Here is a 14,198-nt window from a genome sequence, read left to right on the forward strand (position 1 = left end):
GCGTAGGCGGGCCGCGGTGGGATCACCGCGGCCCGCTCACCCGCCGTGCAGATCAGCCGGTGTTGTCGACGACCGCGGTGGTGATCGCCACCGACGTCAGGACGGTGCCCTCGGCGATCCAGCTGCAGCTGTGCTCCGGGCTCGCGATCATGCGGTTGCCGATGAAGAACCGCGCTGGCTCGTGCCGGTGCGCAGTCAGTCGTGGAGGGCAGCCGGGTCGCGTGGCAACGAGGCGTAGAAGGCGGGGGAGTCCCAGTCGGTCGTGCTTGCACCTCGTCCGTCGACGGCCCGACGATCATGCCGCGGGTGTACGTCCCGTGCTCCGTGATCAGGCGGTACTGGCCGGGCGCCAGCGGCTGGTCCACCGTGATCGGCACGAATTTTCTGCGGCGCAGCGGAACAACGTTCGTGGAGGTGGCTTCGAGCACCTTGGCCCGCACGTCACCGAGCGGCCTGCTGCTCGTCCTGTCCTCCGGTGGTGCGGGCTCCACCTCCGACGGTCGAGCACTCTCGACGCCGACAGGCGGGTTGCCTGCATGGTTCCGTCCACAGTGAACGGAAAGGATTGGTCTCGTTCGTCATTTTCGTTGTGAAGGAAGAGCATGTCGAGACTGAAGTCCGTGCGCCGTGGAGTGGTTCGGATGGCCGGCGTCCTGCTGGCGGGTGCGTTCGCCACCACGGCGCTCACCGGCACCGCCGGTGCGATCATCAACGGGGAAGATTCCGCGGAGCGCTATGAGTTCATGACCTCGATCCCGTTGACGGTGCCCAGCGCGGGCAACGCCAAGGGCGTGTGCGGGGCGTCGCTGATCCACCCGCGGTGGGTGGTGACGGCAGCGCACTGCGTCGGCCAGAGCGGGGAAGGGGCGGTGCTGGACGGCACTGTGCGCGTCGGCAGCGACCGGCGGACCTCCGGTGGCACCGTCAGGGTCATCGACCGCGTGGTGCGCCACCCGGGCTACCAGGTGCTGCCGGGCATGCAGCCCAACCGCAACGACATCGCGCTGGTGCGCCTGGACCGCCCGGTCGCCCAGCAGCCGATCCGGATCGCGAACCGGGCCGGCACGCCCGGCACCCCCACCCGGCTGCTGGGATTCGGCACCACGGTCGAGGGGGCCGGCCTGGACGAGTGGAAGTTCGCTGAGCGCCTCCAGCAGCTCGACACCCGGCGCGCTGCCGAGTCCGAGTGCGCGCCCGGTTTCGCCGATCGCACCCGGCTGTGCACCGTGAGCCGGAAGGCGGGCGCCATGGCGTGCTCGGGCGACTCCGGCGGGCCGCAGCTCCAGCGCGGGAAGTGGGGTCGGTGGGAACTGATCGGCGTCACCTCCGGTCCCGGTGACGAGGACGTGCCCTGCGCGAACGGGCCGGGCCTGTACACCAACGCGACCGCGTACACCGGCTGGATCCAGAAGACGATCAACACCAACCGCTGATCCCACGCCGGAACGTCCGGCGTGACCGGGTGCCGCCGCGATCCCCTCGCCCGGCGGCACCCGGTGCTTCGCGCTCCTGAGCATCGACCGGTGCGGACCGCTGTGCGGCAGGGCATGCTGAGCACATGGCCGTTGATCCACGTGGTGCGGACTTGAAGCGACTGCTCGCCGAGGACTCGGGCGGGCCGGTGGTGATGCTGAACCTGCTCCGGTTCGCCGAGGGCGGCGACGAGGCCTATCGGGAGTATGCGCGTCATCTGAGCGAGACGTTCCTGCCTCGCTACGGCGGCGAGGTCCTCTACGCCGGCACCGGATCCACGGTGCTGGTGGCGGAGGAGGGGCAGAGCTGGGACGCGGTGATCGTCGTGCGCTATCCGGATCGGGCCGCGTTCAGCCGCATGGTGGCTGACCCGGACTACCAGGAGGTGACGCGGTTGCGCACCGAGGCGTTGACCGAGGCGGTGCTCCAGGCGACCACCCCCTGGACCTGATCCGGCCCAGTAGCAAGGCCTTTGAGGCCGGCAGCGGTGCCGGACTACCCGTTTCCCGGTGCCCCGGTTCGCCAGCCGAGGAGGATCGCGCGGAGCGCGTGCTCGGCGAGCCGCCGGGCGCGTTCGTTGCCGACGGTGCCGAGACAGCCGAGTGAGGCCATGCCGTAGAGCGTGCCCCAGATGATCTCGCAGGCCTCATCGGGGGCGGCCAGCACGACGTCATGTGCGTCGGACCAGGCGGCGAGCAGGTCCTTCAGGACGGCGATGGCCGGTTCCGCGGCGTGCCGGCGCTCGTCCGCGCCGACCACTGTGCCGTTCATGACCTCGTAGAGGTGCGGGTGCTCGCCGGCGAACCGGACGTAGTCGGATGCGATGCGCATCATGCGCCGGTCGATGTCGGGTTCCTCGGCGGCCTGCCGGAACTCGGCCAGCATCAGGCGGTGGCCGTGCGCGACCAGCTCCAGCACGAGCGCGTCCTTGTTGGCGAAGTGCTGGTAGACGACGGGTGCGGAGTACTCGATGTCGGCCGCGATGCGCCGGATCGTCAGCGCCGCGACGCCCTCCGCCTCGAGGACGTGCAGCGCGGCCTCGATGATCCGCTCGCGGGTCCGCACCCGTTCCCGGGCCCGTCTCGTGCTGGTCGGCATGCTCCGCCACTTCGCTTCGGTGGTGTCGTCGGACAGTAGCCGCCGAGCCTTGACGACCACATCCCGACCTGGTTCAGCTAATGAGGTTAGGAAATCTAACGTCGTTAGCGTTCCGAGTCGCCGGAACGCGGGTCGGGGTGCCGGCCTGCACCGGTTTCGGCCGAGATCCTGGAACCCCAAGGAGAAGCTCGTCATGGCCGAACATGTCATCATCGGTGCCGGCTCCATCGGCACGAACGTCGCCCGCCTGCTGGTCGAGCGCGGCGACAGCGTCCGGATCGTCACGCGCAGCGGCTCCGGCCCTGCGCACCCACTGGTCGAGCGGGTAGCCGCGGACGCCTCCGACCCGTTGCGGATGACCCAGCTGTCCCGCGGTGCGAAAGCGATCTACCACTGCGCGAACCCGACCTCGTACACCCTGTGGGAGCGCTTGTCGCCACCCCTGCGAACCGCGGTGATCGCCGCCGCGAAGGCCAATGACGCGGTCCTGGCGCTCACCGGCAGTCTCTACGCCTATGGACCGCAGCCCGATGGCCGGATGGACGAGCACACCCCCATGTCCGCCACCGGGCGCAAAGGTCGCCTGCGCAAACGGATGTGGGAACAGGCCCTCGGTGCCGGCATCCGCACTACCGAGGTCCGCGGCTCCGACTACATCGGCAAGGACGCGGTTGGCATCTACTCCATGCTGATCGAGCCGGCGTTGAAGAAGGGCCGTGCCGCGTGGATCACCGGGCACCTGGACATGCCGCACACCTTCACCTTCAACGGCGACATGGCCAAGACCCTGGTTACGCTCGCCAGGACGAACGCGCATGGGGTCGGGCCTGGCACGTGCCGTCCCCACCAGCCGTCACCATCCGCGAGCTCGCACGACGCTACGCCATCGCCGCGGGCCGGCCGCCGGCCAAACTGGTCCAGCTGCCCCGCATCGCGATGCGCACGGCCGGGCTGGTCGTGCCCATCGCCCGCGAGGCGGCCGAGATGGACTACCAGTGGTACGCGCCGTTCCACATGGACGCGACAGAAACGGCGGAAACCTTCGGCCTGACCGCCACCGACCTCGACGCCGCCATCTGCGACCAGGTCACTCTCGCCGCCGCGTGATGGAGCGGTGGTTCGGTGATCCTGCCGGAGCTCGTGCCGTGGACGACGCCGCTCCTATGCGAGTCGGTCGAGTGCGGCCAGTTCGCGCTGCACCGCGGTGGCCTCCGGGGAATCCAGGCGTAGCAGTGTGGCGACCACATCGCGCAGTGCGGCGCGTGCCGCCTCGTAGTCGCCGAGCGTTGCGTGGTCGGTGGCCATGAAGCGGAGAGTCGTGCAGCGCGTGAGGTGGTTCCCGCGCTGTTCGCACAACGCGAGCGCCTGTCGGTAGAAGTTCAGGGCCTTCCTCGGCTCGCCGACACCCGAGTACGCGCGCCCCAGGCACTCGAGGACGTGGGCGTAGCCGTCGGGGTCGGTGCCGATGGTGCGGTACAGGTCGAATGCCTGGAGACAAGGGGACAGCGCCTCGCCGGGCTCGCCGTACTCCAGGTGGCACCAGCCGATGTTGTTGAGCGCCTTGGCTTGCCAAAGCTGGTGGCCACCGCGCCGGGACAGCACCAGCGCTGTGCGGCTCTCGGCGAGGGCCTGTGCCCGGTCGCCGGTCAGGCCGTACAGGTACCCCAGCGCGTAGCAGGTGTGGGACAACCCGTTCAGGTCGTCCAGCTCCTCGAAGCGGCGCAACGCTTCTCGGAGGTGTTCGCGAGCCTCTTCGTGGCGCCGAGCGCGGATGAGAGCGCGGCCGAGGAGCCTGTGGGCCATGGCCCGCGCTTGAGGCGTGCCTGAACGTTCCGCGGCGGCCACGGCAAGGCGTTGGGTGTGGACGAAGTCCACACGGTGGTTCCCCCGGTCGAGGTAGGTGGCCATGGCGCGGGCCAGCCGCCAGGTGTGGTCGGAACCGAGGGCCGTGCCGTGTTCGAGGACGCTCAGCAGGACGGCGTGTTCGGCGCGGAACCAGGCGAGCGCGTCGGCCTGGCTGCCGATGTGCCGCAGGGTCACAGCGCCGGTCGGCGGTCCGATGTGGACTTCCTCCCAAGGGGCGTCCATGTGCCGGTCCGCCGCAACGCTGGTGTGCAGGTAGTGGTCCAGCAGCCGGTGTCGGGCACGGTCGCGGAACACGGGGCGGACTTCGGCGTTGCAGCGATCGCGGGCGTACACCCGCAGCAGGTCGTGCATCCGGTAGCGCCCCGGTTTGTGCTGCTCGACGAGGTGTGCCCGGCTGAGCTCGAGCACCAGCTCCCGCGCCTCGTGGAGTCCGGCTCCCGCCAGTGAGGCCAGTGCCGGCAGGGTGAAGTCCGGTCCTGGATGCAGTCCCAGCAGCCGGAAGAGCGCAGCCGCCGCGGAGTCGAGGGCGTGGTAGGACCAGGAGAACACCGAGGCGACCGCGAGCCCGGCCTCGCCGCAGTCGAGGAAGCTGAGGCGTCTGCGGTGATCGCGCAGTTCCGCGGCGAGCGTGCGCAATGACAGGTGTGGTTCCTCGACGAGCCGGGCCGTCAAGATCGTGAGCGCGATCGGCAGCCGGGCGCACTGCCTGACGAGCTCGGCCGCGGACCGAGGATCAGCCGCGATGCGGTTCTGCCCCAATGCCGTGGCGAGCAGGGCCAACGCCTCGTCGTCGGCCAGCACGTCCACCTTGACGGTGTGAGCACCGAAACGCGCCACCACACCGTCCAACCGGTAGCGGCTGGTGATCACCGCTCGACAGCTCGGGCTCCCGGGCAGGAGGGATGTGACCTGGTCGCTGTCCCTGGCGTTGTCCAGAACGACCAGCATCCGCCGCCCGGCGAGCAGGCTGCGGTAGAGGCCGACCCGCCGGTCGAGCCCCGCGGGCGCCATCTCGCCGGGCACTCCGAGCGCGTCCAGGAACGCGCAGATGGCCTCACCCGGCTCCACGGGCGCGCTCGTCGGGTCGAACCCGCGCAGGTCCACGTAGAGCTGGCCGTCGGGGAACCGGTCCTCGCGCTGGTGCGCCCAGTGCACCACCAGGGACGACTTGCCCACCCCCGCCATGCCGTCGACCACCGAGATCCCGACCGCGTCACGGTCCTCGACCAGCGCGTCGAGCGCCGCCAGTTCCTCCTTGCGCCCCACGAAGCCGGTCCTCGACGGCGGGAGCTGCCGGGGCACCGCCGTCTGCCAGGCTGCCTGGTGGACCACGACGCCACCGCTGATCGACCCCGCCTGGACGACCGCGCCGGCCACATCGCCCACCACGCTGTTGACCACACGATCGACGGACCCGGCCTCGCCCATGGACGAAACTGTATTCGCGCGCCAGCTCGACATCACTGGCCCGATCGCGCACACCCGATCGAGAGAACGCTATTCCGCGTGACAGCGCACCTTTCCTCGACAGGGAAGGCCATTCCGACGTCCGGGTCGAGAACGGCCGCTTCACCGAGATCGGCTGAGTCAAGCCGTTCGACACGCACGGCACGATCACCAGGACCGTCATCTGGGGGCCGCCCACCGGTGGGCCGACCGGGGAACCGGGCGAGAATCGTGAGCCACGCGGGTCGAGCCGCGACCGGGGGCCGACCCCGGACAACCCCAGGGAGCGCCGGTGAGGTTCACCAGGTTGACCGCCGTGCTGCTGTGCGCGGTGCTGACCGCGGGCTGCCAGTCGTGGTGGAACGGAGGGACGAACGGGCGCACCACCGAGGCCGCCGGCAAGTCCGGCACCGGCGAACTGCGAACCGACCTCGAGCCGCTCACCAAGCGGTTCGCGGCCCTGGGCACTCCGGAGCAGGCGCGTTGGATGTCGGGCACCTTCGGCTCCGATCGCGCACCCGGCCCGTCGACCTACTGGATCGATGCGGTGATCACGCTGCCGAAGAACGAGGTGGACGAGCTGAGGTCCGCGTACGGTCCCGAGTCCGCAGGCGAGACGCCGGACGTCGTCGACGGCCTGCGCGGTGAGCTGCCCAGTGGCAGTTTTCTCACCGGTGAACGGCTCGACCGGGCCTTCGCCGCCGACAGGTGGTTCGCCAAGGTCTACCTCGTGCCGGATGAGCGCGCGCTCGTGCTCGTCGCCACCGGGAGCTGACGCCTGCGGCACGCACGAAAACCGGCGTCGTGCCGATCCCTGGCGGCCGTGCCGTTCGAAATCCACGGATGGGGCGGGGCAAGCGGAATCGGATTGCGTCTCGCCTGCGGTTTGCGCCGCTCTGTCAAGGGCAACCATCGGCAGGCAATGCAAGTGTCGTCGATCTGGACAGGAGAACCGACATGACCAGCGCAGCAGGTCCGATGGGCGGCGGCATATCCGGGAGTTCAGGCTGGCAAGGTGGCAGGGTCGCGGGTGACCTCGCCACCGGAGCGCCCGTGGCGCACAGAGCGGATCCAGAGACCAAGTCGTCGTTCAAGACCACGGAGTTCTTCGTGTTCCTCGCTGCGGTTGCCGCAGTGGTGGTCACGGCATTGATGGTGAGCGGTGACGCCAACACCGCCGACCCGTTCAACGCCGAACAGGCGTTGCGCTACATCACCTTCCTGGCCATCGGTTACATGATCAGCCGCGGACTGGCCAAGGCCGCCAGTCACCGGCGCGACGGCGCCGACCACTGAACAAGGGGAACAAACCAGGTGAAGATCCGTCCCCTTGGTGGGCGTCTCGGCTGCCTCCTGATGATCGCCTTTTCGGTGGTCGCCTCCGTTGTGCTGACCCTCCTGCTCAACCTGGTCTTGTGAGCGTGTCACTGCACAAGCAAAAGTCCGTCTTACTTCAAACGGCTCGCCGGTCGAGCTCGACCGGCGAGCCGTTCGCGCGCGAAATCCGGTAGCTGGGGCGTCAGCTGTTCCGGGAGACCGGCGGCGACGACCAGGCCGGGGTTCTCGAACTTGACGGAGCGCGAGATCCGGTCGCCGGTCACGGTCAGCACCCACAGGCAGTCGGCGCGCAAGACCCCGGAGCCGTCGCGGCGGTACCCGGCCGCGGCGGGCTGGCCGTTGGCCCTCGTCGGCAGCATCCTCACGTCTCCGTTCCTGGCGGCGAAGTTCTTCTCCAGGAACGGGACGCACACCCGCACGCCCCGGAACCACACCGGGTGCGGCACGGCCTCGAGGCTGAAGTCGTCGTGGATGACCTCGCGGATGGCGGCGGAGTCGCCCGCCTCGAACGCAGTGACGTAACGGGCGAGCAGCGCACGTTCGAGTTCGAGGTCCGGCTGCCGGGGCCTCAGGTCCGTCAGGTCCAGCTCGTCGAGCCGCCTGCGGGCCCGTTGCAGCAGGCTCTTCACCGCGGGAACGCTGACGCCGAGCGTCTCCGCGATCTCGGCGGCCGACCACGACAGGACCTCCCGCAGCAGCAACGCCGCCCGTTGCCGCACCGGCAGGTACTGCAGTGCCGCGATCAGCGCGAGCCGCACGGACTCGCGCAGCACGACCACCTCGCCCGGCTCGTCGTCGCGGTGGTGCAGCAGGGCGTCGGGCAGCGGTTCGAGCCAGGCGATGGACTCGTCGGAGTGGACCCGCGCGTCCGGATCGGTCTCGGGCGCTCCGAGACCGGCCGGCAGCACCCGGCGGCTGCGGTGGGACAGCGCGCTGACGCACGTGTTGGTCGCGATCCGGTACAGCCAGGTCTTGACCGACGACCGCCCCTCGAACCCCGCCCTGCCGCGCACCGCCCGCAGGTACGTGTCCTGGACGACGTCCTCGGCGTCCTGGTACGACCCGGTCATCCGGTAGCAGTGCGCGACCAGCCCCGGTCGTAGCAGGTCGAACTCGTCGTGCAGCCGCACGCTGGTCAACGGTGGGAGCACCTCGGCAGACACGTCACGCTCCTGGTCGCGGGTCGTCAACTACCCATTGGACACCGCCGGCCGCGAAAAGGAATCGCTATCGCGCGCCCAGTCGTTCCAAGGCGTCGCGCATGGTCGCCAGGCCTCCTGCCCGGTAGAAGCGGGGACCGAACGACACCCTCGCCACTCCCAGCGCCCGCAACGCCTCCAGGTCGAGCTCGTCGGTCGTGTTGCCGTTGACCGGGCCCTCCGCGACCAGGGGCGGAAGGGTGTCCCCGGCGGACCCGCCGATCGGGTAGACGCAGTCGACACCCGCCTCGCGGTAGAGACGCGCCCGGCGGAGCGCCTCCGGCAGCCGGTCGGCCTCCCCGATGCCGCTCGACGGCAGGAACGTGTCGATCCTGGCGTTGACCACGACCGGGACCCCGGCGGCGTCGGCAGCCGCGCGCACCCCGGCGAGCCGGTCTGCCTGCTCCTGGGCGTCCAGCAGTCCGCCCCGCCGGTGATCGGTGTCCTCCAGGTTGCACCCGACGGCACCCGCGTCGAGGAGCGCGGCCACGAAATCGTCGGGGGACAGGCCGTACCCCGCCTCCGCGTCCACGGTCACCGGGACGGGCACGGTCCGCGTGATCCGGGCGACCGCCGCGAACATCTCCCGCCACGGCGCCTTCTCGCCGTCCGCGTGGCCGAGCACGTCCGCCACGGCCGCGCTCGACGTCGCCACGACCGGGAATCCCAGCTCCACGACCAGTTCCGCGCTGGGCTCGTCCCACGCGTTCGGCAGCACGAGCATCGAGCCGTGGTGCAGTTCGCGCAGCAGGCCGGCGTGTACCTCGAGGTCGGACATCTATCGCACCTTTCGCGGGATGAGTGATCCGGCCAGGGCGCCCACGACCGCGAGCGCCGCACCGGTCAGGACAGCGGCGGTGAAGCCGCGGGAGAACTGCTCGCCCGACGCGTAGCTCCCGGCCTTCGAGAACCCCACGACGAGGAGCGCGACACCGAACGCCCCGCCGAGCTGCCGCATCGAGCTGAACGCGCCGGAGGCCTTGCCGAGGAACCGCGGCTCCACCGATGTGAGCACGGCGCTTTGCGCTGCGGGCAGGCACAGGGCGATGCCCGTTCCGGAGAGCACCATCGGCACCACGATCGCCGCGTACCCGGTCGCCGGGCCGGCGACCAGCGCGAGCCACACCATCGCGAGGGCGTGCAGCCCGAGCCCCGCCACGACGAAGGGCCACTCACCGAACCGGCCGATCCTGCGTCCCACCCACTGCGGGACGATCACCGTCGTCAGTCCCCACGGCGCCAGCGCGAGCCCTGCGGCCAACGGCCCGTACCCGAGCCCCGTCTGCAGGAACTGCGCCATGAAGAACACCACCCCGAACGCCGAAGCCCAGTGGAAGAAGATCACGACGTTGGCGGCGGAGAACCTCCGCGAGCGGAACAGGTGCAGCGGCAGCATCGGGTGGGCGGCACGGCGTTCCCAGAGGACGAACAACACCAGCGTGGCACATCCGGCCACCGCGGGCACCACACCGCCCTGGACCAGCGCCCACATCAGCCCGAACGTCCCCGCGCCCGCGAGCACCAGCCCCGGCACGTCGACGGCGCTGTCCGGGCCCCTGCTCTCACCGATCTTCGTGAGGGTGAGGAAGGCCAGCGCGGCGCCGATCGGCACGTTGATCCAGAAGATCCACTGCCAGGACACCCCCGCGACCACGGCGCCGCCGACGAGAGGCCCCAGCGGGACGGCCACCCCGCTCACGCTCGCGAAGACACCGAGTGCGCGCGGCCGGAGCTCCCCCGGGAAGGCCGAGCTCAACAGTGCGAGGGCGAGTGGCATGACGAACGCCGCCCCGGCACCCTGGAGCAGCCGCCCCGCGATCAGCGTCCCGACGTCCGGGGCCGCGGCACACACCAGCGACGCCCCCGCGAACACCGCCACCCCGGCGGCGAACACCTTCCGCCGCCCCCACCGGTCGCCGACGGCCGCCGCCGTCATGAGCAGCACGGCGAAACCCAGCCCGTAGGCGTTGACCGTCCACTCCAGTTCGGCGAGCGAGGCACCGAGGTCCGTCCTGATCGCCGTCAGGGCCGTCGCGACCACCAGTGCGTCGAGCACGACCATCAGCGACGCGACCGAGGTGATCACGAGCACCCAGGTCCTGGTTCTTCCCTCGACCGCCGGTTCGCCCGCGGTCCTCGTGTGGGTCGGCACTTGGTCCTCCTTCTGCGCTCTTCGGAGGTGTGGACTCGAGGGAGCGGCAGAAGGAATCGGTGCCGGGGACAAGAGTTGATCCGTTGCTGCTCCAGTTCGAGTTCGGCCTGTTCGGCGGGGTCGTGGTGTGCACGGTCGCGATGACCGCGACACCTGCCCCGCCCACGTCGGCAAGGAGAGTGATGTCCGCGGTGACACCGACGACCGTCGTACTGGCCGAACCTGCCCGAGGCCGAACTCCGGCGGGTTCGTGAGCGCGCCGATCACGTGCGCGAATTCTTCTGCGGATGCTGCACCGGCTCACCGGAGTTCGCGGTTGTGGTGGCTTGCCGGGTCGGATCGGCGGGTCCTGGCCACCGATTCCTTTGGACCGCTCACCCTCCGCTTCCACCCGGCAGTGTGGTGACCCGACCCGAACGGAGCTACCCGGCCGTGCCCGACCCTCCGATGTTGTAGGCAGGTTCAGGTACCCACCACACCAGTCCGGAGGATGCAGTGCCTCTCACCGACCTGCTCAAAGCCAAGATCAACCACGGCTTCGCCCACCTGGACGCGGACGGCGACGGCCTGTTGACTGAGCAGGACCACGTCCTGATGGGCCGCCGCGCCGCCGAAGTCCTGGGCCACGCCTCCGGCTCGGCAGAGGAGCAGCGCATCGTCGACGCCTATGTGGACATCTGGCGCGACCTGCACGAACCGCACATCCCCGACGGCGGCCAAGCCATCAACCGCGAGCAGTTCCTCGCCTCCACCGCCAGCCTCGCCGACGACCCGCAGGCCGCTTCCGCCACCGTGGGAGCGATCGCCAGGGCATTTCTGGCGATCGCCGACACCGACGCGGACGGCAACGTCAGCCCGGCCGAGTTCCGGAAGTTCCAGCAGGGGCACTTCCCGAACCTGACCGAGGAGGAGTCCGCGAAGGCGTTCGACCACCTCGACCTCGACAGCGACGGGTTGCTGACGGCGGAGGAGTTCGTCCGGGCGTGCGTGGACTACTGGACGAGCACCGACCCCGACTCTCCCGGAAACTGGTGGGCAGGTCGGGCACTGAGCTGAGGACCCCGTCCCGTCGGACCGGCTTCGCGCACGTACCGGGCGAGGCCGGGAAGTCGGAGTCGCACAATGCCCGCAGCACGTCGACCGGGCGTTGATACAGCCGCCGGGTTCTTCGCCGCCATCGCCAAACCCGCGCCCAGAAGCCTGGTCACCACATGATTGGCTGGCCTGCTCGACCTCCCAGCGGCAAGCGTGACCGGTTTGGGCGGGCCGGTGCTCCCCGCACGCGCAGGGGGTGGTCTCGCGGCTCGAGCACTGGTCTGTGACCAAGGCATCACACCGTGATCGCCCGCCGCATGAAGTTCGGCAGCAGCCGCCGTGGGTCAGCGCGCGATCTGTTATAACGGCCCAGCGGTCGACTCCCTCGAAAGCTTATGGAGGGAGCCAAGGACGAGTTCGTCGACGATCGCAAGGACATCAACTTCGCTGCTACCGGTTGATGTGCCGTTCGATCGTCTCGAAGATGTCGCAGTCGGTCTGCCGCCACCACTCAGGCATGTCGTTCCAAGCGGGGATGTGGGAGGGTTTCGGCTCTGCGACGTGCTTGCGGACCTGTTCGCGCCAGCACACCGCGACGAACTGTCCTTTTTGCACGCGGCTCAGCTTCGCCGTGTCATCACCGGCTTTGATGAAGTCGGCAACGTAGTCGTAGACCGCGCTTGCGCAGGCCCTCTCCCAACCCGGGGTCTCGTCCCAGGGCGTGATGTAGCTGTCCTTGGGGGTGCCGGGGAAGTGCTCGGCGATGCCGGCGATCCAAGCTTCGCGGAAGATGCGGCCGCGGTCGTCCTGCACGTCGTGCTCCTGTCCTATCGGGACGAAAAACCTGTCAGGGCCTTGATCTCACCGCTGAGGCGTTGCACCTGCTTGTCGGCGAGCAACGGCACCAAGTGCCGATGGAGGCCGGTGAGTTTGCGGCGGATGACGTCGGAGCCAGTGTTGCGGGCCTCGGCGAGGACCGCGTTGGCGTAACTGATGACGCGGTCGGCGTCGCGCTGTTGGGCGCCGATCACGGCCAGATCGGCGAGCACGCTGGCACGCCGTCGGGGAGTGAGCTTTTGGCGCAGTGCGTCGGTGAGCGCGACTTCGGCGAGGTCGTGGCGTCCGAGGGAGGCGTAGCAGGTGCCGCGTTCCTCGGCGAGCCTGGCGCCGTCGAACCGCAGCCATCCGCCGTTGTGGATCGTCCCGGTCAGTGCGCGCACTTCTTCGGCGGCGTCGAGCGCGCGCTGACAGGCGGCCAGGTCGCCGAGCCCGGCGTGGGTTTCGGCTTGGACGACCGCGACCCAATGTCGGGTGGAGAGGCTGGGGTCGCCGCGGCGGGCGAGCTCAGCGGCGAGGTCGAGCATGGGCGCGGCCTCGCCGAACCGGCGCTCGTAGACCGACAGGAACGAGTGCCGGGTCATCGCGCAGGCCCACAGGTCGAAGTCGCCGGCGGTTTCGCTGGCGTGGGCGGCAAGGCTGTAGCTGTCGGCGGCTGCGGTGTAGTCGTTGCCGTCGAAGTGGATTTCGCCTTTGAGCTGGTAGAGGTCACCGGCGGCGGCGCAGATGCGCCGCTTGACCGCCAGGCTGCGGCTGCACTGCAGCTGGGTGTTCAGCACGCCGAGTTGGGTGCGCACGACCGGCAGGACCTGCGCTTTGGATGGGGCGAGTGCGTAGACCTGCCAGAGGTGACTGTTGAGCTTGGTGTAGTCCTCGGCATCGAAGTCGGTGGCGGCGGGCGTGCCGCTGTCGGCCGACCACAGTGCCAGCATGGTGCCGACCATGCTGAACGCGCGTAGTGCTTCACGACGGTGCATATCGTCAATCTCCGCGGGGTCCTGCTGGCGGCGGTAAGCAAGAGCCAACTCGGGGTCATCGAGGTTCCGTTCGCCGCCTCGTTGTGCGAGGTGGCCGCTCAGGGCCTGCTCCCGAAACGCCGCGCCTGCGCCGGGTGCCGCCCCCCAGTCTGCCTGCCTGCCGCCTGAACGTGTAGCGCCGGGCGTCCCAGTGAAGAGGGCGTCGAGCTGTTTCCTGGTCAGTCGCAACGCTTTCGCGAGCATGTTGCGTGTCAACAGCTGTGGCACGCGCTCCCCGGCTTCCCAGCGTTGAACTGTCCGGCGATCAACGCCGGTTTGTTCAGCGAGGCCTTCCTGCGTGAGATCGAGTTCAAGGCGGCGACGCGCGAGAGGGTGCTGCTCTTCGGTCATCCCTGCGCCTCCCGTGCCGCCCGCCGAATTACTTCGGTCGAGTCACCGCTGGTCAGGCGCCCGCATGTCGCCTGGTGTCGCCATCCTGCCGCATCGCGGTCGTGGTGCTCGCACGCCGTTACCGGTTGTGTGCACCTGGCAACGTGATCCGAGTCTCAACATAACTGAGGAGGCGTCGATGACCAGCATGCATACCCCTCTTGCCGTACTCGGCGACGGTTACAGGTTGCGTGGCGGACCGAGCGGCAATGTCGCGGTTGGTGACCTCCTCGATGGTCCCGGCCGCGGCATCGCGTTCACGACGCCGTACTCCGCTTCCCGTGCTGTGCGGCAGGCGCCGAGCCCGAAGGACACCCGATCATGCCCGTCTTGCTCGCCGAGCCTCCT

The 14,198-nt window shown here is 69.6% G+C and carries 13 protein-coding genes; 6 read left to right on the forward strand and 7 right to left on the reverse strand.

What is annotated here, in order from left to right:
• Window positions 1-602 precede the first annotated feature (602 nt).
• Entirely contained in the window at window positions 603-1,433 is an 831-nt protein-coding gene (locus BLQ91_RS11140; RefSeq protein ID WP_090096633.1) for a S1 family peptidase, read from the forward strand.
• A gap of 152 nt (window positions 1,434-1,585) precedes the next feature.
• The gene (locus tag BLQ91_RS11145; RefSeq protein ID WP_245733321.1) at window positions 1,586-1,924 is read left to right on the forward strand and encodes a DUF1330 domain-containing protein; all 339 of its coding nucleotides are present in this window, start codon (window positions 1,586-1,588) and stop codon (window positions 1,922-1,924) included.
• A gap of 44 nt (window positions 1,925-1,968) precedes the next feature.
• Here the strand turns inward: BLQ91_RS11145 and BLQ91_RS11150 are convergent, their stop codons facing one another.
• Window positions 1,969-2,571: a TetR/AcrR family transcriptional regulator gene (locus BLQ91_RS11150; protein WP_090096780.1), complete on the reverse strand. Its 603-nt coding sequence runs from the start codon at window positions 2,569-2,571 to the stop codon at window positions 1,969-1,971.
• Window positions 2,572-2,764: 193 nt separating this feature from the next.
• Between BLQ91_RS11150 and BLQ91_RS11155 the strand changes: the two genes are divergently transcribed.
• Window positions 2,765-3,622 carry an NAD-dependent epimerase/dehydratase family protein gene (locus BLQ91_RS11155; protein WP_218130221.1) on the forward strand — a complete coding sequence of 286 codons (858 nt, stop codon included), beginning with the start codon at window positions 2,765-2,767 and terminating at the stop codon, window positions 3,620-3,622.
• A gap of 110 nt (window positions 3,623-3,732) precedes the next feature.
• Here the strand turns inward: BLQ91_RS11155 and BLQ91_RS11160 are convergent, their stop codons facing one another.
• Entirely contained in the window at window positions 3,733-5,865 is a 2,133-nt protein-coding gene (locus tag BLQ91_RS11160) for an ATP-binding protein (RefSeq protein ID WP_176959668.1), read from the reverse strand.
• A gap of 310 nt (window positions 5,866-6,175) precedes the next feature.
• On the opposite strand from BLQ91_RS11160, the gene BLQ91_RS11165 reads away from it, so the two are divergent.
• On the forward strand, window positions 6,176-6,658 hold the full coding sequence (locus BLQ91_RS11165; protein WP_218130222.1) for a hypothetical protein: 483 nt from the start codon (window positions 6,176-6,178) through the stop codon (window positions 6,656-6,658).
• A 278-nt stretch (window positions 6,659-6,936) separates the two neighbouring features.
• Window positions 6,937-7,179, forward strand: coding sequence for a hypothetical protein (locus tag BLQ91_RS11170; protein ID WP_090096636.1), 243 nt, complete (start codon window positions 6,937-6,939; stop codon window positions 7,177-7,179).
• A gap of 152 nt (window positions 7,180-7,331) precedes the next feature.
• Here BLQ91_RS11170 and BLQ91_RS11175 read toward each other — a convergent pair whose 3' ends face one another.
• The 3 genes from BLQ91_RS11175 to BLQ91_RS11185 form a co-directional block, all read right to left on the reverse strand.
• Window positions 7,332-8,384: an RNA polymerase subunit sigma-70 gene (locus BLQ91_RS11175; protein WP_245733322.1), complete on the reverse strand. Its 1,053-nt coding sequence runs from the start codon at window positions 8,382-8,384 to the stop codon at window positions 7,332-7,334.
• A gap of 64 nt (window positions 8,385-8,448) precedes the next feature.
• Entirely contained in the window at window positions 8,449-9,198 is a 750-nt protein-coding gene (locus tag BLQ91_RS11180) for an isocitrate lyase/PEP mutase family protein (RefSeq protein ID WP_090096637.1), read from the reverse strand.
• A complete protein-coding gene (locus tag BLQ91_RS11185) occupies window positions 9,199-10,572 on the reverse strand; it encodes an MFS transporter (protein ID WP_245733323.1) in 1,374 nt (457 codons plus the stop codon).
• A gap of 495 nt (window positions 10,573-11,067) precedes the next feature.
• Between BLQ91_RS11185 and BLQ91_RS11190 the strand changes: the two genes are divergently transcribed.
• Window positions 11,068-11,628 carry an EF-hand domain-containing protein gene (locus tag BLQ91_RS11190; RefSeq protein WP_176959669.1) on the forward strand — a complete coding sequence of 187 codons (561 nt, stop codon included), beginning with the start codon at window positions 11,068-11,070 and terminating at the stop codon, window positions 11,626-11,628.
• A gap of 429 nt (window positions 11,629-12,057) precedes the next feature.
• On the opposite strand, the gene BLQ91_RS11195 is transcribed toward BLQ91_RS11190, so the two are convergent.
• On the reverse strand, window positions 12,058-12,420 hold the full coding sequence (locus BLQ91_RS11195; RefSeq protein WP_090096638.1) for a hypothetical protein: 363 nt from the start codon (window positions 12,418-12,420) through the stop codon (window positions 12,058-12,060).
• Between the two features lie 14 nt (window positions 12,421-12,434).
• On the reverse strand, window positions 12,435-13,811 hold the full coding sequence (locus tag BLQ91_RS11200) for a helix-turn-helix transcriptional regulator (protein WP_090096639.1): 1,377 nt from the start codon (window positions 13,809-13,811) through the stop codon (window positions 12,435-12,437).
• Between the last annotated feature and the right edge of the window lie 387 nt (window positions 13,812-14,198).

It is taken from the genome of Lentzea jiangxiensis (genome assembly GCF_900104175.1).
Lineage (GTDB): Bacteria > Actinomycetota > Actinomycetes > Mycobacteriales > Pseudonocardiaceae > Lentzea > Lentzea jiangxiensis.